This window comes from Pseudomonas sp. LBUM1646 (genome assembly GCF_059716165.1).
In genome coordinates this window covers 1,042,410-1,065,477 of the sequence record NZ_CP166810.1, presented here as the reverse complement: position 1 = coordinate 1,065,477, position 23,068 = coordinate 1,042,410, and the positions used below count along the sequence as shown (strand labels likewise).

Sequence of the window (23,068 nt, the reverse complement as noted above, 5' to 3'; positions counted from 1 at the left end):
CCCTGTAGTGGATGGCGCATGCGCGCCGGCGAATAAGGTGTTAAGCCCCTGCCATGAAACCATCGCTAGTCTTGAGAATGGGCCAGCAGCTGACGATGACACCTCAGCTGCAACAGGCCATCCGCCTGCTCCAATTGTCGACCCTGGACCTGCAACAGGAAATCCAGGAGGCCCTGGAGTCCAATCCGATGCTCGAACGCCAGGAAGAAGGCGACGACTTCGATAATGCCGACCCCTTGGCCGACAAAGCCGAACAGCAACCCAACGCCGACGTTTCAGAACCCTCCTACCAGGAAACCGCCCCGACGGTGGACAACCTCGAGGAAGGTGACTGGAACGAGCGCATTCCCAACGAGCTGCCCGTCGACACCGCCTGGGAAGACGTCTACCAGACCAGCGCCAGCAGCCTGCCAAGCAACGATGACGACGAATGGGATTTCACCACTCGCACATCGGTCGGCGAAAGCCTGCAAAGCCACCTGCTCTGGCAACTGAACCTGGCGCCGATGTCCGACACCGATCGCCTGATCGCCGTGACCCTGATCGATTGCATCAACAATCAGGGCTACCTGGACGAAACCCTCGAGGAAATCCTCGAAGCCTTCGATCCGGAACTGGACATCGAACTGGACGAAATCGAAGCCGTCCTGCACCGCATCCAGCAATTCGAACCGGCCGGCATCGGCGCTCGAAACCTGGGCGAATGCCTGTTGCTGCAATTGCGCCAACTGTCCGCCAAAACCCCTTGGCTGGCCGAGGCCAAGCGCCTGGTCACCGATTACATCGACCTGCTCGGCAGCCGCGACTACAGCCAGCTGATGCGCCGCATGAAGCTCAAGGAAGATGAACTGCGCCAGGTGATCGAGCTGGTCCAGAGCCTGAACCCTCGTCCAGGTTCGCAGATCGAGTCCAGCGAAGCCGAGTACGTCGTTCCCGATGTGATCGTGCGCAAGGACAACGAGCGCTGGCTGGTGGAGTTGAACCAGGAGTCGGTGCCACGCCTGCGGGTCAACGCCCAGTACGCCGGTTTCGTGCGCCGCGCCGACACCAGCGCCGACAACACCTTCATGCGCAATCAGTTGCAGGAAGCCCGCTGGTTCATCAAGAGCCTGCAGAGCCGCAACGAAACCCTGATGAAAGTGGCCACCCAGATCGTCGAGCACCAGCGCGGCTTCCTGGAATATGGCGACGAAGCCATGAAACCGCTGGTCCTGCATGACATCGCCGAAGCGGTTGGCATGCACGAATCGACGATTTCACGGGTAACCACCCAAAAGTTCATGCATACCCCACGGGGCATTTATGAGCTGAAATACTTTTTCTCCAGCCACGTCAGCACCTCTGAAGGCGGCGAATGCTCGTCCACGGCGATCCGCGCGATCATCAAAAAACTGGTTGCCGCGGAAAATCAGAAAAAGCCGTTGAGTGACAGCAAGATCGCTGGTTTACTGGAGGCACAAGGCATTCAGGTGGCTCGCCGCACCGTCGCCAAGTACCGCGAGTCCCTGGGGATCGCGCCTTCGAGCGAACGCAAGCGGTTGATGTAAGCCACAGCACAGCGTTCCAGTGGCAGGTACCTTTACCTGCCGCTTTATGCACTGGCAACGAAGGAGAAGCTGTATGCAAGTCAACATCAGTGGACACCAACTGGAAGTGACCGAACCCCTGCGCGCCTACATCGGCGAAAAACTCGAACGATTAGAGCGGCATTTCGACAAGATCACTAACGTGCAGGTCACGATGACGGTCGAAAAGCTGAAGCAGAAAATCGAAGCCACCCTGCATATTCCCGGCAATGAAGTGGTCGCCAACGCGGAGCACACCGATATGTACGCGGCGATCGACGCATTGACCGACAAGCTGGATAAACAACTCAAAAAGCATAAGGAAAAGACCCAGAGCCTCCTCCAGGGCGCGACCGGTCGTTAACACTCCCAACCCATGATCCGACTTGAAAACATCCTGACCCCCGGCCGTTCCCTCGTGAACGTGCCGGGCGGCAGTAAAAAGAAAGCCCTCGAGCAAATTGCCAACCTGATCGCCCGGGAAGTGCCGGATCTGGAGATGCAAGATGTCTTCGAGGCTCTGATTGCCCGTGAAAAACTCGGTTCCACCGGTTTTGGCAACGGCATCGCTATCCCTCATTGTCGCCTCAAGGGCTGCAACTCGCCCATCAGCGCCCTGATGCACCTTGATGCACCGATCGATTTTGACGCCATCGACGGCGCCCCGGTTGACCTGCTGTTCGTCTTGCTGGTCCCGGAAGCTGCCACCGATGCGCACCTGGAGTTGCTGCGCCAGATCGCCAGCATGCTTGATCGCAAGGAAGTACGCGAGAAACTGCGTAGTGCCCCGAGCAACGAAGCCTTGTATCAGGTTGTCCTGAGCGAGCAAAACGGTCAGTAATCATGCGCTTGATCATCGTCAGTGGCCGCTCCGGCTCAGGTAAAAGTACGGCGCTCAATGTCCTTGAGGACAACGGCTACTACTGCATCGACAACCTGCCCGCCGGCTTGCTGCCGGAACTGGCCGAACGCGCCCTGATCCATACCGAGCTGGCACAGCCACTGGTCGCGGTGTCTATCGACGCCCGCAACCTGCCCAGCCACTTGTCGCGCTTTCCCGAATTGCTTGAAGAAGTCCGCAGTCGGCATATCCAGTGCGATGTGCTGTATCTGGATGCCGATGAGGAAACCCTGCTCAAGCGTTTCTCGGAAACCCGTCGCCGCCACCCGCTGAGCAACGCCAACCGTTCACTGGCCGAGGCGATCGACGACGAGACCCAACTGCTGGGGCCGATTGCGGACCTGGCCGACCTCAAAATCAACACCACCAACCTGAACCTGTACCAGCTGCGTGACACCCTCAAGCTGCGCCTGTTGAACCAGCCGGAGCCCGGCACTGCGTTCCTGGTGGAGTCTTTCGGGTTCAAGCGTGGCATGCCAGTGGATGCCGATGTGGTGTTCGACGTGCGCTGCCTGCCCAATCCTTACTGGAAACCGGAGCTGCGAGCACAGTCCGGGCTCGATCAACCAGTAGCCGATTATCTGGCGGCACAGCCGGATGTCGAAGAGATGTTCCAGGACATTTACAATTACCTGTTCAAGTGGCTACCGCGCTTTGCCGCCAGCAACCGCGCCTACGTCACCATTGCTATCGGCTGTACCGGCGGTCATCACCGCTCCGTCTACCTGACCGAACGTCTGGGCCAGGCCCTGCAACAATCCCTGAAGAACGTCCAGGTTCGCCACCGCGACCTCAGCTAAAGGATTCACAACGCGATGCCTGCTCTGGAAATTGAAATCATCAACAAACTGGGCCTGCATGCCCGTGCTTCTGCGAAATTCGTCGGTGTTGCCGGTGAGTTCAAGGACTGCATGATCAGAGTAGGACGCACGCCGGAATCCACGGTCGACGGGAAAAGCATCATGGCCATGATGATGTTGGCGGCTGGCAAGGGCACCAGGATCCACCTGAGCACCGAAGGCGAACAGGCTGAAGAGGCGCTCCAGGCATTGGTAGCGTTGATCAACGACTACTTCGGCGAAGGCGAGTAACACCGCAGCCTTGTGTAGCAGCTGGCGAAGCCTGCGTTCGGCTGCGAAGCAGTCGTAAAATCAGACACTGCGGTCCTTCAGGCAAGCCGCGTATACCGGATTTACGACTGCTGCGCAGCCGAACGCAGGCTTCGCCAGCTGCTACAAAAGCGCATTCCCCTGCTAGGCCAGCGCCGTATCCATCACCATCATCAAACAAAACCCCATCAACAATCCCAGGCTGGCCAGCTTGTCGTGACCATTACGCCGCGACTCGGGGATGACTTCATGGGTCACCACCAGCAGCATCGCCCCGGCCGCCAGCGCCAGCCCTAACGGCAATAGCAATTCCGCCAGGCTTACCAGCCACGCACACAACAGCGCGAAGACCGGCTCCACCAACCCTGATGCAGCACCGATCAGGAAGGCCTTGACCCGCGACATCCCCGCGCCGGCCAATACCAACGCAATCACCAGTCCTTCCGGCACATCCTGCAAGGCGATGCCCATGGCCAGGCTGTCGGCATCGGGCATGCCGCCACCGGCCGAAACCCCGACTGCCATGCCTTCGGGAATGTTGTGGGCAATGATGGCGAACACGAACAGCCAGATCCGCGGTGGAATGACCGGTCGTTCCAAGGTGCCGACGAGCATTTCCGGGCGGGCTGCAGAGACCTTGCGATCCACCAGAAACAGCCCGAATGCACCGAGCATGATGCCGAAGCTGATCAGGCCACTGGCCGCCCAAGGCGTCAGGCCCAGGGTTTCGGCCGCGGCAATGCCCGGGACGATCAGCGAAAACGCCGTCGCCGCAAGCATCACTCCGGCTCCAAAACCGAGCAAGGTGTCACTGAGCGCCTGGGGCATGCGCCGAATCACCAGGACCGGCACCGCGCCCAGCGCGGTGCCCAAAGCGCAGATCGCCCCGCCTTGCAGGGCGCGCAGCAACTTTGGCTCCAGGTCCAGCCACGCCAATCCCTGAGCGACCAACAACGTCATACCCGCCAGCAGTAACAGCGATCCCAATGCGTAACGAAACATTCGTCCGCTGCCGATCGCCAGTGTTTCAGTACCCATAGTCAGCCTTGGATTATTTTTACAGAGGACTTAAACCAGCGCAGCCTGATAGCGCGCCGCGACTTCGGGCCAATTGATCACGTTGTAGAACGCGTTGATGTATTCCGGACGACGATTCTGATAGCGCAGGTAATAAGCGTGCTCCCAGACGTCCAGGCCGAGGATCGGCGTATGGCCGTTCATCAGCGGGCTGTCCTGGTTGCCACTGCTTTCCACGATCAGGGTCTTTTGCGGCGTGACGCTCAACCACGCCCAGCCACTGCCGAAACGGGTCAGCGCGGCTTTGGTGAAGGCGTCCTTGAAACTGTCGAGACCGCCCAGCTGTTCATCGATGGCCTTGGCCAGCGCACCGCCGGGCTTGCCACCCGCATTGGGCGCCATGACCTCCCAGAACAGCGAATGGTTGGCGTGGCCGCCGCCCTGATTGATCACCGCGGCGCGCAGTTTTTCTGGCAGTTGCTGAACGCTGGCCACCAGTTTTTCCACCGACCATTCGGCAAACTCGGTGCCTTCAACGGCTGCGTTGAGGTTGTTGATGTAGGTCTGGTGGTGCTTGGTGTAGTGGATTTCCATGGTCTGCGCATCGATATGCGGTTCCAGGGCGTCGTAGGCGTACGGCAAGGCAGGCAGGGTAAAAGCCATTTCAATGGACTCCATGTTGAAGAGGGGCAGACTGGTGTCGGGGCGATGCCGCATCCATGTGCAGCAAACGATGGGTGCGCGGGTATTCGCCGTGCTCACTGATGAAATTCAGCAGCTCGACGTAGGTTTTACTGCTTTGGCGCAACGCGGCTTCGCGCAAGGCCGGAGCCAGTCGCGGGTCCTGCATGGTCTGTAACAAACGTTGATGGATGGCGCACAGGTACTCGGCGCTCTCCTCCGGCTGGTTCAGGCGTAAATGCAGGTCTGCGAGGTTGTGGTGGGAAATCACGCAAGCGGCCACCGCTTCGTCGGCATCCGCCCAGCGCTCGAACAACACCTGGGCCAGCGCCAGCGCCTGCAAGTAAGCCTCGCGGGCATCGACGAACTCGCCCAGCATGAAATGGCGATTAGCCCTTTCGATCGTGCGTTTCCAGTGCTCCATGGTGAGCCTCCAAAGCGGTAGCAGTGATTACACGCCGCCTGCGGTGAGCTTTTCTGGATTGAGTAACTCTTCCAGTTGGCTGCGCGACAGATCCGTGTGTTCCAGGGCGACATCAATCACCGGACGGCCCTGCTGATACGCCTTCTTGGCGATCTCCGCGGCTTTTTGGTAACCGATTATCGGGTTGAGTGCAGTGACCAGAATCGGGTTGCGCGACAGCGCTTCCTTGAGCCGGGCCTCGTTGACCTTGAAGCTAGCGATGGCTTTGTCACCCAGCAGACGACTGGAGTTAGCCAGCAATTCGATGCTGCTCAGCAGGTTCTGGGCGATGATCGGCAGCATCACGTTCAGTTCGAAATTGCCCGACTGGCCGGCGATGGTGATCACCGTGTCGTTGCCGATCACCTGGGCGGCGACCATCGCTGTGGCTTCCGGGATCACCGGGTTGACCTTGCCCGGCATGATCGACGAGCCCGGCTGCAAGGCTTCGAGTTCGATTTCGCCGAGACCGGCCAGCGGGCCGGAGTTCATCCAGCGCAGGTCGTTGGCAATTTTCATCAGCGACACGGCGGTGGCCTTGAGCTGGCCGGAGACCGCGACCGCGGTGTCCTGGGAGCCGATCAGTGCAAAAAGATCCTTGCCCGGCTGGAATTGCACCTGGGTCAACTTGCTCAGTTGCTGACTGAAACGCGCCGCGAACTCCGGATGCGCATTGATCCCGGTGCCCACCGCCGTGCCGCCCTGCGCCAGGGATTGCAGGCTCGGCAGCAAGTCTTGCAGGTGGCCGATGTTGGCCTTGAGCTGTTGCGCCCAACCGTTCAGTACCTGGCTCATGCGCACCGGCATCGCATCCATCAGGTGCGTGCGCCCGGTTTTGACGTGGTGATGAACCTGCTCGGCCTTGTGCTCGATCACTTGCACCAGATGCAGCAGCGCCGGCAGCAATTGCTCGTGCAACGCCAATGCGGCGCTGACGTGGATGGTGGTCGGGATGATGTCGTTGCTGCTCTGGCCGCAGTTGACGTGGTCGTTGGGGTTCACCGGCTCGCCGAGCAATCGGCTGGCCAGGGTGGCGATCACTTCGTTGGCGTTCATGTTGGAACTGGTGCCGGAGCCGGTCTGGAAGATATCCACCGGGAAGTGCTGCATGAAATCGCCTTCGAGCAACCCTTGAGCCGCATCGACAATAGCTTTGCCCTGGGATTCGCTGATCTGCTTGAGCTCGACGTTGGCCCGGGCGGCGGCGGCCTTGGCCAGGATCAACGCGCGAATGAACTGCACCGGCATCGGTTGGCCACTGATTGGGAAGTTATCCACCGCACGTTGGGTTTGTGCGCCGTAGAGGGCGGCTTCCGGGACTTGAAGCTCACCCATGCTGTCGCGCTCAATACGTGTCTTGGTCATCACTAAATCCTTGCACCAGTTCTATGAGAGGAATCGAAGGCTGCAACTCGCAGGTCGCCAGTTGCCAGGTGTAGCTCTGCCAGCGCTTGAGGCGGCATTTACACAGGGAGAGACGTTCCAGTTCGCGCAATGGCCGCCAGGCCTGGTCAAGGCAGAACGTTCGCCAGTGCCACGGCAGCGCGACATCGGCGGCGGTGTCGAGCAACAAACGGAAGGAGGTTTCGGCGATGGTCCAGGGCGAGGTGGCCGTGCAACAGGCCAAATACCGGCCTTCGGCCAGGTAATGTTCGATCAGGCGCGGCTCATCGGGGTCCATCGCGCAACGAATCTGGCGGCTCATCCAGCGCCAGCTTTCGAGGTAAGGCTGCTCGTGCAAGGCAGAACTCATAATCCGGGCTCATTCGGTAATGAGATTTATTATTAGATGATAATGAGAACCAAAACAACCCCGCTGACATGCACCGCCGAACGGTAGGATCAAAGCTTGCTCGCGATGACAATTTTGGGGACGCCATCGCGAGCAAGCTTTGCTTCTACAACAAACACAAAAAAGGCGCGCCACCCAATGGGTGACGCGCCTTTTGTGTAACGGTCGGGGTTAGCTACCCGCCACCGTCATCCGCTCGATCAACACCGAACCGGTGCGAATGTTGCTGCGCAGTTCCAAGTCATTCCCCACCGCCACAATCTGCTTGAACATGTCGCGCATGTTGCCGGCGATGGTGACTTCCTGGACTGCAAACTGGATTTCACCGTTCTCAACCCAGAAACCCGCCGCACCGCGGGAATAATCACCGGTGACCATGTTCAGGCCCTGGCCCATCAATTCGGTAACCAGCAAACCACGGCCCATGCGACGCAACAGCGCGGCCTGATCTTCATCACCATGGGTGACGAACAGGTTGTGCACGCCGCCCGCGTTCGCGGTGCTCGGCATGCCCAGTTTGCGACCGGAATACGTGCCGAGGATGTACGACACCAGCACGCCATTCTCGACGAACGGTTTGGCATAAGTCGCCAAACCATCGCCATCAAACGCCGAACTGCCCATCGCCTGCATCAAATGCGGACGCTCATCGAGGGTCAGCCATTCCGGGAACAGCTTCTGCCCCAGGGTGCCTTCGAGGAACGACGACTTGCGATACAAGCTGCCGCCGGACACCGCCGACAGGAAGCTGCCGAACAAACCACCGGCCAGTTCCGCCGAAAACAGCACCGGCACTTCGCAAGTCGGCACCGGACGCGCGCCCAGACGGCTCGCCGCCCTTTGCGCAGCACGCTGGCCAATGCTCACTGGGTCGGCCAGCAAGTTGCCCTGACGACTCACGTCGTACCAGTAGTCGCGCTGCATCTGGCCTTCGGCCTCGGCGATCATCACGCAACTCAAGCTGTGTCGGGTCGACGCGTAGCCGCCGATAAACCCGTGGCTGTTGCCATACACGCGGCAGCCCTGGTGGGTGCTGAGGGTCGTGCCGTCGGCGTTCTTGATCCGGCTGTCGGTGGCAAACGCCGCCGCTTCACAAGTCAGGGCCATCTCGATGGCCTGCTCAGGGGTGATGTCCCATTGGTGGAACAGGTCGAAATCCTTCAGATCCTTGGCCATCAGTGCGGCATCAGCCAAGCCTGAGGCTTCGTCTTCCGAGGTGTGCTTGGCAATGGCCAGCGCGGCGGCGACGGTTTCGCGAATCGCATCAGGACCGCTGGCCGAGGTGCTGGCCGAGCCTTTGCGCTGGCCGACGTACAAGGTGATGCCAAAGCCTTGATCACGATTGAATTCGACGGTTTCGACTTCCCGCTGACGCACCGAAGTGGACAGGCCCTGCTCCAGCGACACCGCGACTTCACAGGCACTGGCACCCTGGCGCTTGGCTTCAGCGATGATCTGCTCGACTTGCTCTTGCAGTGCCGGCAACGCTTGTGGGCCGACGCTTTCAACTGCACTCATGCTGTTCTCCACTCAAATTCTGCTTTCGGCTGGGGCCTTCGAGCGACCGGGCCGGACAAGCGGCCCCCGACTGGTTATCATGGCGGCGTTTCTTTGCGGACGGCCACCATGGTTGATTCTTACGACGACTCCCTCGATACGGGAGAAAAAAGCAAATCCCAGGTTAAACGCGAGCTACATGCTCTGGTTGACCTCGGCGAACGCCTTACAACGCTCAAGCCTGACTTGCTGGCAAAACTGCCGTTGACCGACGCTATGCGCCGGGCACTGGCCGATGCGCCCAAGCACACCGCGAATATCGCGCGTAAACGGCACCTTATGTTCATCGGCAAACTGATGCGCGATCAGGACACTGACGCCATTCTCATGTTGCTCGATCAACTCGATGCCTCCACCCGGCAATACAACGAACGTTTCCATGGCCTGGAACGCTGGCGCGATCGCTTGATTGCGGGCGATGACGCGGTCCTGGAGAAATTCGTCATCGATTACCCGGAGGCTGATCGTCAACAGTTGCGCTCCCTGATCCGTCAGGCCCAGCACGAACTGGCGACCAACAAGCCACCGGCATCGAGCCGTAAAATGTTCAAGTACATCCGTGAGCTGGACGAGACTCAACGCGGTCTGCGTTAAGTCCCGAATCGGGTGAGCCGCCAAGCGGTTCACCCGAAGCTCCATCCCTTACGATCCTGTGCCACCCACAGTGATCGCATCGATTTTCAGCGTTGGCTGGCCGACACCCACCGGCACCGACTGCCCATCCTTGCCACACGTCCCCACGCCGCTGTCCAGCGCCAGATCGTTACCGACCATCGACACCTTGCTCATGGCTTCCGGCCCGTTGCCGATCAACGTCGCGCCTTTGACCGGGGCGGTGATTTTGCCGTCCTCGATCAGATACGCCTCGCTGGTGGAGAACACGAATTTGCCGCTGGTGATGTCCACCTGACCGCCGCCGAGGTTGGCGCAGTAGATGCCACGCTTCACCGAAGCGATAATTTCTGCCGGGTCGCTTTCGCCGGCCAGCATGTAGGTGTTGGTCATGCGCGGCATCGGCAGGTGCGCATAAGATTCGCGACGACCGTTACCGGTGCGGGCCACGCCCATCAGGCGGGCGTTGAGCTTGTCCTGCATGTAGCCTTTGAGTACGCCGTTTTCGATCAGCGTGGTGCACTCGGTCGGGGTGCCTTCGTCATCGACGCTCAGCGAGCCACGACGCCCGGCCAAGGTGCCGTCATCAACGATGGTGCAGAGCTTGGACGCGACCATCTCGCCCATGCGCCCGCTGTAGGCCGAACTGCCCTTGCGGTTGAAGTCGCCTTCCAGACCATGACCGACCGCTTCGTGCAACAGCACACCGGACCAGCCCGAACCCAACACCACCGGCAACGTACCGGCCGGCGCCGGGATGGCTTCCAGGTTCACCAGCGCCTGACGCAACGCTTCTCGGGCATAGCCCATGGCGCGGTCTTCGCCGAGGAAATAACGGTAATCGGTACGCCCGCCACCGCCATGACCACCGCGCTCACGGCGCCCGTTCTGCTCGACGATCACACTGACGTTAAAACGCACCAATGGCCGCACATCCGCCGCCAGGCTGCCGTCGGTAGACGCCACGAGAATGCGTTCCCACACCCCGGCCATGCTCACCGTGACTTGCTGGATACGCGGGTCGAGGGCGCGAGTCGCGACGTCGATGCGCTTGAGCAGGTCGACTTTTTCGGCGCGGGTCATCACTTCCAATGGGTTGTCCGGGCCGTACAACTGGGCGACATCCTGAGTGGTGAACGCTTGCACCGTGCCGTTCTGCCCGGCGCGGGAGATCGAACGGGCCGCACGGGCCGCCGCGCCCAGCGCTTCGAGGGTGATGGCATTGCTGTAGGCAAAACCGGTTTTTTCACCCGATTGCGCCCGCACGCCGACGCCCTGGTCGAGGTTGAAGCTGCCTTCCTTGACGATCCCGTCTTCCAGCGCCCAGGACTCGGAAATCTGGCCCTGGAAATACAGATCGGCAGCATCGATGCCCGGGCCGGCCAGATCGCCGAGCACACTTTGCAGGCTCTCGATCGTTACGCCGCCGGGCGCCAGGAGGTGTTCACTGACTGAGGACAACAACTCGCTCATATGCTTTACGCCTTAAATTCACGTTCTGAGGCAGGTCGCTGGGCGCCCTGCGAGAAAAAGCGCCGGTGACTGGACACCGGCATCCGCGCCCTGATGGACGCCTGTTCGCTGCTATCGCGTTCGGCCAGCAACACGGCCTCGCCTTGATCCTGTTGCGCCAGCACGCGACCCCAAGGGTCGACGATGGCGGCATGTCCATAAGTCTCTCGCGGCCCCGGATGGGTGCCACCCTGGGCGGCCGCGAGCACATAACATTGGGTCTCGATGGCCCGTGCGCGGATCAGCACATCCCAATGGGCCGCGCCGGTCACGGCGGTAAAGGCCGACGGCGCAGTGATCAGCTCCGCACCGGCAGCGCGCAATTCGCTGTACAGCTCCGGGAAACGCAGGTCGTAACACACCGTCAGGCCGACCCGACCAACGGGCGTGTCTGCCACCACAACCCCACCGCCATAAGCATAGTCATCGGATTCACGGTAACGCCCGCGATTGTCCGCCACATCGACGTCGAACAGGTGCAACTTGTCATACCGTGCAACGGTTTCGCCCTGGTCATCCACCAGCAGCGAGCAGGCATGCACTTTCGCCGTCGGCTGATCCACCGGCGGCAACGGCAAAGTGCCGGCGACTATCCATAACTTGAGGGCGCGGGCGGTCTGTTTCAACCACGGCAGGATTGGACCTTCGCCCAAGGCTTCGGCGCGGCCGATGTCGGCGATGTCGCGACGGCCCATGGCGGCGAAGTTTTCCGGCAGCACCGCCAGCCGTGCGCCGGCGTTCGCCGCTTGCTCAAGCAAGCGCCGGGCCTGGGCCAGATTGGCCAGCACATCGCTCTGGCTGACCATTTGAATCACCGCAACAGACATGCCGCGCTCCTTCTTCGCTTTTTACAAGGGCAGACGGACCATGCTACTCCATAGCCCTGGTGTGTGCTTTTTCAAAAAAGAACTCAAAAAGGCTTGTCGAGGGTGATCTTCGGCTCTTTCCATGGGCCTTTGACGGTGTATTTGACGCTGGCAAAACGCGCTACACGGTCGCCAATCAGTTTGTCGATCAGGAACAGCGCACCACCAATGGCGGGCGCGCCGACAATCAGTGCGGCAATTGGCAGGTTGTTCGTCAGTGGCAAGGTCACCAGCAACTTGGCATCGACTTGATCGCCGACCAGGTCCAGGGTGCCATTGAGTTCAAGGTTGCTCGACGGACCGGTCAACAGGATCGGCTCACGGGTTACGTAAACGCCGTTGCTCGCCACCAGCAGGCCTTTGACCCGGTCGTAACTCAGGCCTTTGCCGAACAGGTCGGAGAAGTCCAGGCGCAGACGGCGGCCAATGGAGTTGAAGTTGAGCAGGCCGAATACCCGCAACGCCTGGGCGCTACCTTCGACTTCGACAAACTGACCTTTATTCAGCGAAGCATCGAGGCTGCCGGAGAAACGCTTGGTGGCCAGCCACGCCGGCGAGCCGGGCCAGCGACCGTCGACATCCATATGAAATTCTTCGCTGGTCACGCTCGGCGCAAAGCCCCAGCCCTTGAGCACATCGGCCAGGTTCTTGCCGCTGATCCGGCCCTTGTACCAACTGTTGGTCGCGCCCGGCGCGCCTTCCCAACCACCGCTGCCTTGCAACAGGATGCCCTTGAGGCCCATGTCCAGCGTATTGAGGGCGATGCCCTTGGCGGTCGGTCGGACTTTCAGCGACCAGGCGCCTACCAGGTCATTGCCCTGAAACAGCTGATTGATGGTGATATCCAGCGCCGGGATCTTGGTCGGGTCCACCGAAACCAGCGGGTCCGGCGAGTTTTCGTCGGCCAGCACGGTCGGATCAGGCGCCGGCAAACGCACGTATTGCAGATTGATCGCAATCGGCGCGGCTTTCGCGTCGGGGATCGTGGCGCTGCCCTTGGCTTGCTGACTGTCGAGCTGCAAGGCCCAGGCCGACGGTTTGCGGTTCAACTGCACCGACACCTGATCGAGGGTCGGGCCTATACCACTGAGCTTGCCGACCTTGAAGTCCGCACCGCTGAGCAACTGCTTGGCGCTGCCGCCTGGGTCCTGACCAGCGTACTTGTCCGCCAGATCCTTCCATGGGCCGACATCCAGCTCGGACAGCACGCCGCTGATGCGCAGACCCTTAGTATTCGGCAATACGGCGTTGCCGTTGCCGAGGAACAATTCTCCGCGACCGTCGGCAAAATTACCGGGCGGTGCCGCGAAAGTGAAATTCGCCAGGTCGCCATAAGTGACGCCGTAACGCCGCTCCGGCCCTTGCAGGGACATGCGGAACACCGTGTCGCGCCCCATATCGGCGGCCATGCCGAACGGCGCCGGCAGATCGATGGCGACGCCTTTGAGATTAGAGCTGACGACCAACTGGCTGTCGGCGCCATTGAGGTTCAGTTGCAACTGATAAGGAACGACACCGGACACCGGCAACGGCTGGGTCACGTTCAGCCAGTCGGTGAGCTTTTTCACCTCGACCTGCCCGGACGCAGCGACCCGGGTATTGAGCTTGCCCGGGCTGCCATCGGCAAAAATCTGCGCACTCACCGGTTTGTCGAAAGCCCGTGCGGTGATGTTCTGCCCGCTCAAGCCCTTGGTACTGTCGAAACGGAAATCGCCCTTGAGCTGCGTCAGCTCCAACGTTGGTTCGGCCAGTTTCAGCCGCGCCTTGGCGGTCTTGAAGTCGACCAGGATTTTCGGCAGCTCACCTTTGGCCAACGGGATATCCAGTTTGAGTTTGCCCTGCAGGTCGCCCTCACCTTCCCAGCCGGCGAAGGTGTCGGCAGTGCCGATCGGTGCTTGCTGGAGGATCTTCAGGCCATCGCCCAATCCGCCGGCAAACCCACCGTCGAGGAACAGGTGGACGTTTTGCCCGGCCGGCACATGCGGGATGTTGACGTAGATGTCGCTGACCTGGGTGTCGAGCAACTGGCCTTTGCTGGCCAGAATCCGCACGCCTCTGTCTTCGATGAATACGTCGCCACTGACCTTGCTGACATGTGGCCAACCCGGCTGGAAGGCCAGTTCGGCATCATGAACCTTGAAAAACAGGCTGATGCTGCGGGCGGTGTCGGCAGCGCCGTGGTTCAGCGAGCCCTGGTACTGGAAGAAACCTTCGTCCACCGCGCCCTTGAGAATCGCCGTGCGCAGCCATTCGTCCAGCGCCGGACTGAGTACCGTTGGCAGGTACTTGGCGGTGTATTTGCCGTCGCCGTCCACCAGGCCGACCCGCAGGTCCATGTAGTCTTCCTGGGTGTGATCGAAATGCAGACGGATCAGGAAATCGCCGGCAATCTTGCCCTCTTCGCCCAGCACCTTCAGGTACGGAGCGATCAGCGTGAAGCCGTCTTTATCGAGCTTCCAGGTCAGCCGGGCATTGGCCTGGATGTATTGCCATGGCTTGGCGAAAATCGGGTCCAGGTGCAGGGAAAAATCCTTGCTGTCCATGCGCAGCTCGCCGTGACCGAGGTCGCCGCTGATGCTGCCGCTGACATTTCGCGCCGCCGGTGCGCCGTGATAGGCGTCGAAGCCAACCCGCTCCAGATTCGCCGCGAAACTGAATTTGCTGTCGTCGGTGGCGTTGGGGCGCATGTCGAGCAGCACGTTGCGCAACGCACCAGTGACCTTGAGTTTGTCGACGGCGGTGGCTATGCCCTCAGGCAGCGGCCCTAGCGCATTAAGCAGCGGCGTGAGCGGGGTCAGATCCAGGCGGTCGGCTTGCAAGTGCCAGAGTTCTTCGGCTTTGTCGGTGGCCACGCTTTGTCGAACTTGCAGATGGGTTTCCCAGCGCGTGTCGCCAAAGTTCATGGACAAGGAGTCGAGCGTTATCAGGGCGCCTTCGTCGCTGCGCTGGAAGTAGCCGTTGAGCGCCAGATTGTTGATCTGGATCGGCTTACGCTCGGCGTAGGCCCCCTTGAGTTGCGGGGCATTGAGGCGAATCGCTGCGCTTTGCACAGTGCCTTCCCCCCAGCTCAGCCACAGCTCGCCGCCAGCCTTGATCTCGGAGAAATTCCACTGCCGGGTCAGGCGCGCGGGCAACCATTTCGACCAATCGCTTTGCGGCAGGCTCAGGTAAGCCTGCGCCTCACCATCCTTCCACGCACTGGCACGCACGCGGGTGCGCAGACTCATGGCGACTGGCTGACCATCGGGCAGGGTCAGGCGCGCGTCGAGTCGCTGACGGGAAGCCCCGGTTTGCAGATTCAGGCCGACGTAAGTCAAGGTCAGCGGCGCATGGTCCAGCGGCTGCAAGGTGATCTGGCTGTCGAGTACTGACAGCTGTTCGACCATCTGCATGCGATTGAGCAGTTGCTCCGGGTCCATGGGCTGGTCTTGCTGCACCGGCAAACCTTCCAACGCCCAATGGCCGTCCTCGCCTTCCTTGAGGCTTATCTGCAGACCATTGAGTTCCAGGTGAGCAATGCGCACTTCCCGGGCCAACAGGCTGGCCCAAAGGTCCGGCACGGCACGCACGTTATCCAGGCGCAGGGCATTGGTGCCCGCACCGACCGTCACGTCGTGCGCCAGCAGGATGGGGGCAAAACCGCTCCAGCTGCCTTCAAGCTTGCCGATTTGCAAGGGCATGCCCAGCGCTTCAGTGGCTTTGCTCTCGATGTCGGCACGATATTCGGCCACCAGCGGCGCCAGCTCTCGGCCGAGACTGACGTACAACGCCATCAGCACCAGAACCAACGCACACAGGCCCAGCCCCCAACGGGTCAGTGCGGCCAAAATGCGTGTCAGACGATCCATGTCAGTTGGCTCCCATGGCAAAAATACTGCAAAAAGCTGAGGCCAGCCGTTCTAGTCGCGGTGAAACCTGGAGATTCAGAGCAGCACCACGTCGTATTGTTCCTGGGAATACATGGTTTCGACCTGGAAGCGAATGGTGCGACCGATAAACCCTTCCAGCTCGGCGACATTGCCCGATTCTTCATCGAGCAAGCGATCCACCACTTTCTGATTCGCCAATACACGATAGCCTTCCGCCTGATAGGCGCGGGCTTCGCGGAGGATTTCGCGGAAAATTTCGTAGCAGACCGTTTCCGGCGTCTTCAATTTGCCGCGCCCCTGGCAGCTACTGCACGGCTCGCACAACACCTGCTCAAGACTTTCGCGGGTGCGCTTGCGGGTCATCTGCACCAGGCCCAACTCGGTGATGCCGATGATGTTGGTCTTGGCGTGATCGCGTTCCAGTTGCTTCTCAAGTGTGCGCAGCACTTGGCGCTGGTGCTCTTCATCTTCCATGTCGATGAAGTCGATGATGATGATCCCGCCGAGGTTGCGCAGGCGCAGCTGCCGGGCGATGGCGGTGGCCGCTTCGAGGTTGGTCTTGAAGATGGTTTCTTCGAGATTGCGATGGCCGACGAACGCACCGGTGTTGACGTCGATGGTGCTCATGGCTTCTGCCGGGTCCACCACCAGATAGCCGCCGGACTTGAGCGGCACCTTGCGTTCCAGGGCTTTCTGGATTTCGTCTTCGACGCCGTACAGATCGAAAATCGGCCGTTCGCCGGGGTAATGCTCAAGGCGATCAGCAATTTCCGGCATCAATTCAGCAACGAACTGTGTGGTTTTCTGGAAGGTTTCCCGAGAGTCGATGCGGATCTTCTCGATCTTCGGGCTTACCAGGTCACGCAAGGTGCGCAGGGCCAGGCCGAGGTCTTCGTAGATCACGCTCGGCGCGCCGATGGTTTTGATCTGGGCGTTGATCTGGTCCCACAGACGGCGCAGGTAGCGGATGTCCATGAGAATCTCATCGGCCCCCGCCCCTTCGGCGGCAGTGCGCAGAATGAAGCCGCCGGCTTCCTTGATGCCTTCTTTAGCCACGCAGTCGGTGACCACTTGCTTGAGTCGTTCGCGCTCGGCTTCGTCTTCGATTTTCAGGGAAATGCCGACGTGGGCTGTGCGCGGCATGTACACCAGATAGCGCGAAGGGATCGACAGTTGCGTGGTCAGGCGTGCGCCCTTGGAGCCGATCGGGTCCTTGGTGACTTGCACTACCAGGCTCTGGCCTTCGTGCACCAGGCTGCTGATGCTCTCTACCGCAGGGCCTTCACGCAGGGAGATTTCCGAGGCATGAATGAATGCCGCACGGTCCAGGCCGATGTCGACGAAAGCCGCCTGCATGCCCGGCAATACCCGCACGACTTTGCCTTTATAAATATTGCCGACGATGCCGCGCTTTTGTGTGCGCTCAACGTGAACTTCTTGCAGGACACCGTTTTCAACCACCGCCACGCGCGATTCCATCGGCGTGATGTTGATCAGGATCTCTTCACTCATGGCAGGGTCTCGTTCAGGCATGTTCACGAAAATGGCCGCATCTAGTCAGTACGACGCTTAGCGCGCGTTAAGGGTTTGCCAACAGGGTATGCCGAAATGGCCCAGCAGTTCTGCGCTTTCGCACAGCGGCAATCCGACCACCGCCGAATAGCTGCCATCGAGGCCGGCGACAAACACCGCGCCCAGGCCTTGAATGCCATAGCCGCCGGCCTTGTCCCGGGGCTCACCGCTGGCCCAGTAGGCGGCCGCTTCATCGCGACTGATCTGGCGAAAACGCACCCGACTGCGCACCACCAAAGACTCGCAACGCTCACCCTCGAGCACGGCAATCGCCGTCAGGACTTCGTGTTCATGCCCCGACAACATCATTAGCATGGCGCAAGCGTCGGCTTCGTCCACTGGCTTGCCGAGAATTTTCCCGTCCAGCACCACGGCGGTGTCGGCGCCCAATACGCAGAACGGGACATCGGATACGACAGCGCGGCGCCCGGCCTCAGCCTTGCTGCGCGCCAGGCGCTCGACATAGGCCGTTGGGGTTTCGTTGTGCAAAGGGGTTTCATCGATGTCCGCACTGATGGCGGAGAACGGCACGCCGATCTGCGTAAGCAGTTCACGTCGACGTGGCGAGCCTGAGGCGAGGTACAACGTTTTCATCAAGACATCTCCCTGTTCAGTGCCCTGCCTCACAAATACTGTTCCTTTTTGGCGGCGTCTGTTGTTGCCATACTGCGTTGCCGCTCCTCGCCATAGCCAGCTATGACTCGTCGCGGCGCCTTGTCTGGCAACAACAGCCACTCGCCAAAAAAGGAACGTATTTGCGAGACAGGGCACCGGTGCGGGCAAATGCCTGACCGAATTAATTGATCTTGTAGCGCCGACGCAAGCCACGCAAACCGAAGCTGATCCACGGCCAGAGCAACGCGCTTACCAAGGCCGGCAGCACCAGCGCCAACGTTGGCTGGCGGTTGCCGGTCAGGGCGCTGAGCCACAGCTGGACCAGTTGGGCGAGGCCGAAGATCACCAGGATCACCAGGCACTGCTGCCACATCGGGAACATTCGCAGACGTTGTTGCAGCGACAGCACCAGAAAGGTGATGAGCGTCAGGATCAACGCGTTCTGGCCAAGCAAGGTGCCATAGAGCACGTCTTCAGCCAGCCCCAGGCAAAACGCGGTGACCATGCCGACTGTTTGTGGCAAGGCCAGTGCCCAGAACGCCAGCAGCAATGCCAGCCACAGGGGACGCAGGATTTCCATGAATTGCGGTAACGGCGAAACGCTGAGTAGCAGGCCGATGGCAAAGGTCAGCCAGACAATCCAGCCGTTTCGCGATGAAGTAGCACCCGCCATTATTCTCTTCCCCCAGTGGTGGCCGGTGCAGAGACAGGCGGTTTGACAGCGGGCTTCACGGCCGGCGGCGTGGCGACAGGCTTGGCCGGATGGGTGGTTGCCGCAGGCTTGGTCGGAGTCGTTGCAGTGGGCGTTGCGGCCGCTGGCGTTGTGGCCGGCGCGGCGACGGCCGGAGCCGGCACGACCGCAGGAATCGGTTTCGGCACGGTGGCCGGAATGATCGGCCCGCCGCCGTGCTGGTCCAGAGCTTCCTGGGCCTGGGCGGCTTCATTGGCGCGCTCTTCTGCGGTGCGGCCATCGCTGAACACCAGCAACAGGTAACGGCTGCGGTTAAGAGCGGCGGTCGGCACGGCGCGGACGATGGCAAACGGCTGACCGGAATCGTGGATCACTTCCTTGACCGTCGCCACCGGGTAACCCGCCGGGAACCGCTGACCGAGGCCGGAACTGACCAGCAAATCACCTTCTTTAATATCGGCGGTGTCGGCGACATGACGCAGTTCCAGGCGCTCCGGGTTACCGGTACCGCTGGCAATCGCCCGCAGACCGTTGCGGTTCACTTGCACAGGAATGCTATGGGTCGTATCCGTCAGCAACAGCACACGGGAGGTGTACGGCATCAACTCCACCACTTGGCCCATCAAGCCACGGGCATCGAGCACCGGTTGGCCGAGGATCACACCGTCGCGCTCACCTTTATTGATGATGATGCGATGGGTGAAGGGGTTGGGGTCCATGCCGATCAACTCGGCCACTTCGACCTTCTCGTTGACCAGCGCGGAGGAATTGAGCAACTCGCGCAGCCGAACGTTCTGCTCGGTGAGGGCTGCAAGCTTTTGCATGCGGCCCTGCAACAGCAGGTTTTCGGTCTTGAGTTTTTCGTTTTCGGCGACGAGCTCGGTACGGCTGCCAAACTGGCTGGCCACACCTTGCCATAGCCGCTGCGGCAGGTCGGTGATCCAGTAAGACTGCATCAGCACCAGCGACATCTGGCTACGCACTGGCTTGAGCAGTGTGAAGCGGGCATCGACCACCATCAGCGCGATCGAAAGCACGACCAGCACCAACAAGCGCACGCCCAGTGAGGGACCTTTAGAGAAAAGCGGTTTAATAAGCCGCTCCTCCCAGGCAAATGTTCTCTTTACTCATACGGCATCAAACCGGCCTGGATGCAGACTGACAGAAGATAAACGCAACAGGCAGCACTGCAAAGTGCTGCCTGCGCGCTCACAGCATAGATGCATCGGGCGAGATCACTCGCTCGACAGCAGGTCCATGGTGTGTTTATCCATCATTTCCAGGGCACGGCCACCGCCGCGAGCAACGCAGGTCAGCGGGTCTTCGGCAACGATCACCGGCAGACCGGTTTCCTGGGCCAGCAACTTGTCGAGGTCGCGCAGCAAGGCGCCACCACCAGTCAGCACCAGGCCACGTTCGGCGATATCGGAAGCCAGTTCCGGCGGCGATTGCTCCAGGGCACTTTTCACAGCCTGAACGATGGTGGCCAGGGACTCTTGCAGAGCTTCCAGCACTTCATTGGAGTTCAGGGTGAATGCGCGTGGAACGCCTTCAGCCAGGTTACGGCCACGAACGTCGACTTCGCGAACTTCGCCGCCCGGGTAGGCAGTACCGATTTCCTGCTTGATGCGCTCGGCGGTGGATTCGCCGATCAGGCTGCCGTAGTTGCGACGCACGTAGGTGATGATCGCTTCGTCGAAGCGGTCGCCGCCAACCCGTACGGATTCGGCGTAAACCACACCGTTCAGGGAGATCAATGCGATTTCAGTGGTACCACCACCAATATCGACAACCATCGAACCGCGTGCTTCTTCAACCGGCAGGCCGGCACCGATCGCAGCAGCCATTGGCTCTTCGATCAGGAACACTTCACGCGCACCAGCACCAAGGGCCGATTCACGGATAGCACGACGCTCCACCTGGGTGGATTTGCATGGAACGCAGATCAGCACACGAGGGCTAGGCTGCAGGAAGCTGTTTTCGTGAACCTTGTTGATAAAGTACTGCAGCATCTTTTCGCACACGCTGAAGTCGGCAATGACGCCGTCTTTCATCGGACGAATGGCAGCAATGTTGCCCGGCGTACGGCCGAGCATGCGCTTGGCCTCGGTGCCGACAGCAACGACACTTTTCTGGTTACCGTGTGTCCGAATAGCCACAACGGAGGGCTCATTCAGGACGATACCGCGCTCGCGCACGTAAATAAGGGTGTTGGCAGTGCCCAGGTCAATGGAAAGATCGCTGGAAAACATGCCACGCAGTTTCTTGAACATGGGAAAGGGACCCTAGGCAACGCGTGGGTAAAAAAGTGCGGCAAACTCTAACAACGACAGGGATTTTGGGCAAGGCGCCAATATGTTAAATTGGCCGCTTTTCTGTGCACCAACCCCCACAATCGCGGCCTTATGACCGTAGAAATGCGGTAGTGTTCCGACAATCTAACACACGGACGCCGTCCGTTCTGTTTTCCACTGGAGAATCGCAATGGCGCTTGAACGCTCCGACGTGGAAAAAATCGCTCATCTGGCCTGCCTTGGCCTGAATGATGCCGATCTTCCACACATCACTTCGGCCCTGAACAGCATTCTTGGGCTGGTCGACGAAATGCAGGCGGTCAATACCGACGGTATCGAGCCGCTGGCCCACCCACTGGAAGCCAGCCAGCGCCTGCGTGCAGACGTTGTGACCGAGACCAATCATCGCGAGGCCTATCAGTCCATCGCACCAGCGGTCGAAAACGGCCTGTACCTGGTTCCGAAAGTCATCGACTAAAGGGAAAGAGCCTGCAATGCATCAAATGACTCTGGCCGAGATCGCCCGCGGACTCGCCGATAAAAAGTTTTCTTCCGAAGAGCTGACCAAAGTCCTGCTGGCGCGCATCGCCCAGCTCGATCCACAGCTCAACAGTTTCATCAGCCTCACCGAAGACCTGGCGCTCCAGCAGGCGAAAGCCGCTGACGCACGCCGTGCCAATGGTGAGAGCGGCGCCCTGCTCGGCGCGCCGATCGCCCACAAAGACCTGTTCTGCACCCAAGGCATCCGCACCAGCTGCGGCTCGAAGATGCTCGACAACTTTAAAGCACCGTACGATGCCACCGTGGTCGCCAAACTGGCCGCTGCCGGCGCCGTGACGCTGGGCAAGACCAACATGGACGAATTCGCCATGGGTTCGGCCAACGAGTCGAGCTACTACGGCGCGGTGAAAAACCCGTGGAACCTGGAACACGTGCCCGGCGGTTCGTCCGGTGGTTCGGCAGCGGCCGTTGCCGCTCGTCTGTTGCCAGCCGCGACCGCCACCGACACCGGCGGCTCGATTCGCCAACCGGCGGCGTTCACCAACCTCACCGGCCTGAAACCGACGTACGGTCGTGTTTCGCGCTGGGGCATGATCGCTTACGCCTCGAGTCTCGATCAGGGCGGCCCTCTGGCGCGTACTGCCGAAGACTGCGCGATCCTGCTGCAAGGCATGGCCGGCTTCGATGCCAATGATTCCACCAGCATCGACGAACCCGTGCCGGATTACAGCGCCAGCCTCAACACCTCGCTGCAAGGCCTGCGCATTGGCGTGCCGAAGGAATACTTCAGCGCCGGTCTCGACCCGCGCATCGCCGAGCTGATCCACAACAGCGTCAAAGAGCTGGAAAAGCTCGGTGCCGTGGTCAAGGAAATCAGCCTGCCGAACATGCAATACGCGATTCCTGCGTACTACGTGATCGCGCCGGCAGAAGCGTCCTCCAACCTCTCGCGTTTCGACGGCGTGCGTTTCGGCTATCGCTGCGAAGACCCGAAAAACCTGGAAGACCTGTACAAGCGCTCCCGTGGCGAAGGTTTCGGCCCGGAAGTGCAGCGCCGGATCATGGTCGGTGCCTACGCGCTGTCGGCCGGTTACTACGACGCCTACTACCTGAAGGCACAGAAGATTCGTCGCCTGGTGAAGAACGACTTCATGGCTGCCTTTACCGAGGTCGACGTCATCCTCGGCCCAACCACGCCGAACCCGGCCTGGAAGATCGGCGCCAACAAAAATGATCCGATCGCCGAATACCTGGAAGACATCTACACCATCACCGCCAACCTCGCCGGCCTGCCGGGCTTGTCGATGCCGGCCGGTTTTGTCGACGGTCTGCCGGTCGGCGTGCAATTGCTCGCCCCGTATTTCCAGGAAGGTCGCCTGTTGAACGTGGCCCATCAGTATCAGTTGAACACTGACTGGCACACCCGCACCCCAACCGGCTTCTGAGGAGAA

General features: G+C 60.5%; 22 protein-coding genes. 8 read left to right on the top strand and 14 right to left on the bottom strand.

From position 1 onward, the window contains the following. The first annotated feature begins 53 nt into the window (after window positions 1-53). The 5 genes from ACA071_RS04570 (at window position 54) to ACA071_RS04550 (ending at window position 3,557) form a co-directional block, all read left to right on the top strand. Complete coding sequence (locus ACA071_RS04570) at window positions 54-1,547, top strand: RNA polymerase factor sigma-54 (RefSeq protein ID WP_497643321.1); 1,494 nt, start codon at window positions 54-56, stop codon at window positions 1,545-1,547. 73 nt (window positions 1,548-1,620) lie between these two features. Then, complete coding sequence (hpf, locus tag ACA071_RS04565) at window positions 1,621-1,929, top strand: ribosome hibernation-promoting factor, HPF/YfiA family (protein WP_149657581.1); 309 nt, start codon at window positions 1,621-1,623, stop codon at window positions 1,927-1,929. Window positions 1,930-1,941: 12 nt separating this feature from the next. Next, entirely contained in the window at window positions 1,942-2,406 is a 465-nt protein-coding gene (ptsN, locus tag ACA071_RS04560) for a PTS IIA-like nitrogen regulatory protein PtsN (protein WP_497643320.1), read from the top strand. A 2-nt stretch (window positions 2,407-2,408) separates the two neighbouring features. Then, the gene (gene rapZ, locus ACA071_RS04555) at window positions 2,409-3,266 is read left to right on the top strand and encodes an RNase adapter RapZ (protein WP_169371599.1); all 858 of its coding nucleotides are present in this window, start codon (window positions 2,409-2,411) and stop codon (window positions 3,264-3,266) included. Window positions 3,267-3,281: 15 nt separating this feature from the next. After that, a complete protein-coding gene (locus ACA071_RS04550; RefSeq protein ID WP_497643319.1) occupies window positions 3,282-3,557 on the top strand; it encodes an HPr family phosphocarrier protein in 276 nt (91 codons plus the stop codon). A 162-nt stretch (window positions 3,558-3,719) separates the two neighbouring features. Here the strand turns inward: ACA071_RS04550 and ACA071_RS04545 are convergent, their stop codons facing one another. The 6 genes from ACA071_RS04545 to pmbA all read right to left on the bottom strand — a co-directional run bounded on the left by ACA071_RS04545 (window position 3,720) and on the right by pmbA (window position 9,046). After that, the gene (locus ACA071_RS04545; protein ID WP_497643318.1) at window positions 3,720-4,613 is read right to left on the bottom strand and encodes a ZIP family metal transporter; all 894 of its coding nucleotides are present in this window, start codon (window positions 4,611-4,613) and stop codon (window positions 3,720-3,722) included. 30 nt (window positions 4,614-4,643) lie between these two features. Beyond that, window positions 4,644-5,255 carry a superoxide dismutase gene (locus ACA071_RS04540; RefSeq protein WP_497643317.1) on the bottom strand — a complete coding sequence of 204 codons (612 nt, stop codon included), beginning with the start codon at window positions 5,253-5,255 and terminating at the stop codon, window positions 4,644-4,646. 1 nt (window position 5,256) lies between these two features. Further along, window positions 5,257-5,697, bottom strand: a complete 441-nt coding sequence (locus tag ACA071_RS04535; RefSeq protein ID WP_497643316.1) for a DUF2753 family protein — start codon at window positions 5,695-5,697, stop codon at window positions 5,257-5,259. Between the two features lie 27 nt (window positions 5,698-5,724). After that, complete coding sequence (locus tag ACA071_RS04530; RefSeq protein ID WP_497643315.1) at window positions 5,725-7,101, bottom strand: class II fumarate hydratase; 1,377 nt, start codon at window positions 7,099-7,101, stop codon at window positions 5,725-5,727. Beyond that, window positions 7,082-7,489, bottom strand: coding sequence for a FagA protein (locus tag ACA071_RS04525; RefSeq protein WP_497643314.1), 408 nt, complete (start codon window positions 7,487-7,489; stop codon window positions 7,082-7,084). Before ACA071_RS04525 ends, ACA071_RS04530 begins: the two co-directional genes overlap by 20 nt. Window positions 7,490-7,699: 210 nt before the next feature. Continuing rightward, on the bottom strand, window positions 7,700-9,046 hold the full coding sequence (gene pmbA, locus ACA071_RS04520) for a metalloprotease PmbA (RefSeq protein WP_497643313.1): 1,347 nt from the start codon (window positions 9,044-9,046) through the stop codon (window positions 7,700-7,702). A gap of 108 nt (window positions 9,047-9,154) precedes the next feature. Between pmbA and yjgA the strand changes: the two genes are divergently transcribed. Next, the gene (yjgA, locus tag ACA071_RS04515) at window positions 9,155-9,679 is read left to right on the top strand and encodes a ribosome biogenesis factor YjgA (protein ID WP_497643312.1); all 525 of its coding nucleotides are present in this window, start codon (window positions 9,155-9,157) and stop codon (window positions 9,677-9,679) included. A 48-nt stretch (window positions 9,680-9,727) separates the two neighbouring features. Here the strand turns inward: yjgA and tldD are convergent, their stop codons facing one another. The 8 genes from tldD to mreB form a co-directional block, all read right to left on the bottom strand. Continuing rightward, entirely contained in the window at window positions 9,728-11,170 is a 1,443-nt protein-coding gene (gene tldD / locus ACA071_RS04510; RefSeq protein ID WP_497643311.1) for a metalloprotease TldD, read from the bottom strand. Between the two features lie 5 nt (window positions 11,171-11,175). Continuing rightward, window positions 11,176-12,036: a carbon-nitrogen hydrolase family protein gene (locus tag ACA071_RS04505; protein ID WP_497643310.1), complete on the bottom strand. Its 861-nt coding sequence runs from the start codon at window positions 12,034-12,036 to the stop codon at window positions 11,176-11,178. A gap of 83 nt (window positions 12,037-12,119) precedes the next feature. Then, complete coding sequence (locus ACA071_RS04500) at window positions 12,120-15,923, bottom strand: YhdP family protein (RefSeq protein ID WP_497643309.1); 3,804 nt, start codon at window positions 15,921-15,923, stop codon at window positions 12,120-12,122. A gap of 75 nt (window positions 15,924-15,998) precedes the next feature. Beyond that, on the bottom strand, window positions 15,999-17,456 hold the full coding sequence (gene rng / locus ACA071_RS04495) for a ribonuclease G (protein ID WP_123516354.1): 1,458 nt from the start codon (window positions 17,454-17,456) through the stop codon (window positions 15,999-16,001). Window positions 17,457-17,513: 57 nt separating this feature from the next. Continuing rightward, window positions 17,514-18,110 (bottom strand): Maf family protein, encoded by a 597-nt coding sequence (locus ACA071_RS04490; RefSeq protein ID WP_497643308.1) that lies wholly within the window; start codon window positions 18,108-18,110, stop codon window positions 17,514-17,516. Between the two features lie 202 nt (window positions 18,111-18,312). After that, window positions 18,313-18,804, bottom strand: coding sequence for a rod shape-determining protein MreD (mreD, locus tag ACA071_RS04485; protein WP_133838528.1), 492 nt, complete (start codon window positions 18,802-18,804; stop codon window positions 18,313-18,315). Further along, window positions 18,804-19,916 carry a rod shape-determining protein MreC gene (gene mreC / locus ACA071_RS04480; protein ID WP_497645269.1) on the bottom strand — a complete coding sequence of 371 codons (1,113 nt, stop codon included), beginning with the start codon at window positions 19,914-19,916 and terminating at the stop codon, window positions 18,804-18,806. Before mreC ends, mreD begins: the two co-directional genes overlap by 1 nt. A gap of 141 nt (window positions 19,917-20,057) precedes the next feature. After that, window positions 20,058-21,095: a rod shape-determining protein MreB gene (gene mreB / locus ACA071_RS04475; protein ID WP_002555108.1), complete on the bottom strand. Its 1,038-nt coding sequence runs from the start codon at window positions 21,093-21,095 to the stop codon at window positions 20,058-20,060. A gap of 211 nt (window positions 21,096-21,306) precedes the next feature. On the opposite strand from mreB, the gene gatC reads away from it, so the two are divergent. Together gatC and gatA are read left to right on the top strand one after the other, a co-directional pair. Next, window positions 21,307-21,594, top strand: coding sequence for an Asp-tRNA(Asn)/Glu-tRNA(Gln) amidotransferase subunit GatC (gene gatC, locus ACA071_RS04470; protein WP_007901429.1), 288 nt, complete (start codon window positions 21,307-21,309; stop codon window positions 21,592-21,594). A gap of 16 nt (window positions 21,595-21,610) precedes the next feature. Further along, the gene (gene gatA, locus ACA071_RS04465; protein WP_497643307.1) at window positions 21,611-23,062 is read left to right on the top strand and encodes an Asp-tRNA(Asn)/Glu-tRNA(Gln) amidotransferase subunit GatA; all 1,452 of its coding nucleotides are present in this window, start codon (window positions 21,611-21,613) and stop codon (window positions 23,060-23,062) included. The last annotated feature ends 6 nt before the right edge of the window (window positions 23,063-23,068 follow it).

Coding starts and splice junctions, on each gene's coding strand:
- ACA071_RS04570 (WP_497643321.1), top strand. CDS start 54: ATGAAACCATCGCTAGTCTTGAGAATGGGCCAGCAGCTGACGATGACA.
- hpf (WP_149657581.1), top strand. CDS start 1,621: ATGCAAGTCAACATCAGTGGACACCAACTGGAAGTGACCGAACCCCTG.
- ptsN (WP_497643320.1), top strand. CDS start 1,942: ATGATCCGACTTGAAAACATCCTGACCCCCGGCCGTTCCCTCGTGAAC.
- rapZ (WP_169371599.1), top strand. CDS start 2,409: ATGCGCTTGATCATCGTCAGTGGCCGCTCCGGCTCAGGTAAAAGTACG.
- ACA071_RS04550 (WP_497643319.1), top strand. CDS start 3,282: ATGCCTGCTCTGGAAATTGAAATCATCAACAAACTGGGCCTGCATGCC.
- ACA071_RS04545 (WP_497643318.1), bottom strand. CDS start 4,613: ATGGGTACTGAAACACTGGCGATCGGCAGCGGACGAATGTTTCGTTAC.
- ACA071_RS04540 (WP_497643317.1), bottom strand. CDS start 5,255: ATGGCTTTTACCCTGCCTGCCTTGCCGTACGCCTACGACGCCCTGGAA.
- ACA071_RS04535 (WP_497643316.1), bottom strand. CDS start 5,697: ATGGAGCACTGGAAACGCACGATCGAAAGGGCTAATCGCCATTTCATG.
- ACA071_RS04530 (WP_497643315.1), bottom strand. CDS start 7,101: ATGACCAAGACACGTATTGAGCGCGACAGCATGGGTGAGCTTCAAGTC.
- ACA071_RS04525 (WP_497643314.1), bottom strand. CDS start 7,489: ATGAGTTCTGCCTTGCACGAGCAGCCTTACCTCGAAAGCTGGCGCTGG.
- pmbA (WP_497643313.1), bottom strand. CDS start 9,046: ATGAGTGCAGTTGAAAGCGTCGGCCCACAAGCGTTGCCGGCACTGCAA.
- yjgA (WP_497643312.1), top strand. CDS start 9,155: ATGGTTGATTCTTACGACGACTCCCTCGATACGGGAGAAAAAAGCAAA.
- tldD (WP_497643311.1), bottom strand. CDS start 11,170: ATGAGCGAGTTGTTGTCCTCAGTCAGTGAACACCTCCTGGCGCCCGGC.
- ACA071_RS04505 (WP_497643310.1), bottom strand. CDS start 12,036: ATGTCTGTTGCGGTGATTCAAATGGTCAGCCAGAGCGATGTGCTGGCC.
- ACA071_RS04500 (WP_497643309.1), bottom strand. CDS start 15,923: ATGGATCGTCTGACACGCATTTTGGCCGCACTGACCCGTTGGGGGCTG.
- rng (WP_123516354.1), bottom strand. CDS start 17,456: ATGAGTGAAGAGATCCTGATCAACATCACGCCGATGGAATCGCGCGTG.
- ACA071_RS04490 (WP_497643308.1), bottom strand. CDS start 18,110: ATGAAAACGTTGTACCTCGCCTCAGGCTCGCCACGTCGACGTGAACTG.
- mreD (WP_133838528.1), bottom strand. CDS start 18,804: ATGGCGGGTGCTACTTCATCGCGAAACGGCTGGATTGTCTGGCTGACC.
- mreB (WP_002555108.1), bottom strand. CDS start 21,095: ATGTTCAAGAAACTGCGTGGCATGTTTTCCAGCGATCTTTCCATTGAC.
- gatC (WP_007901429.1), top strand. CDS start 21,307: ATGGCGCTTGAACGCTCCGACGTGGAAAAAATCGCTCATCTGGCCTGC.
- gatA (WP_497643307.1), top strand. CDS start 21,611: ATGCATCAAATGACTCTGGCCGAGATCGCCCGCGGACTCGCCGATAAA.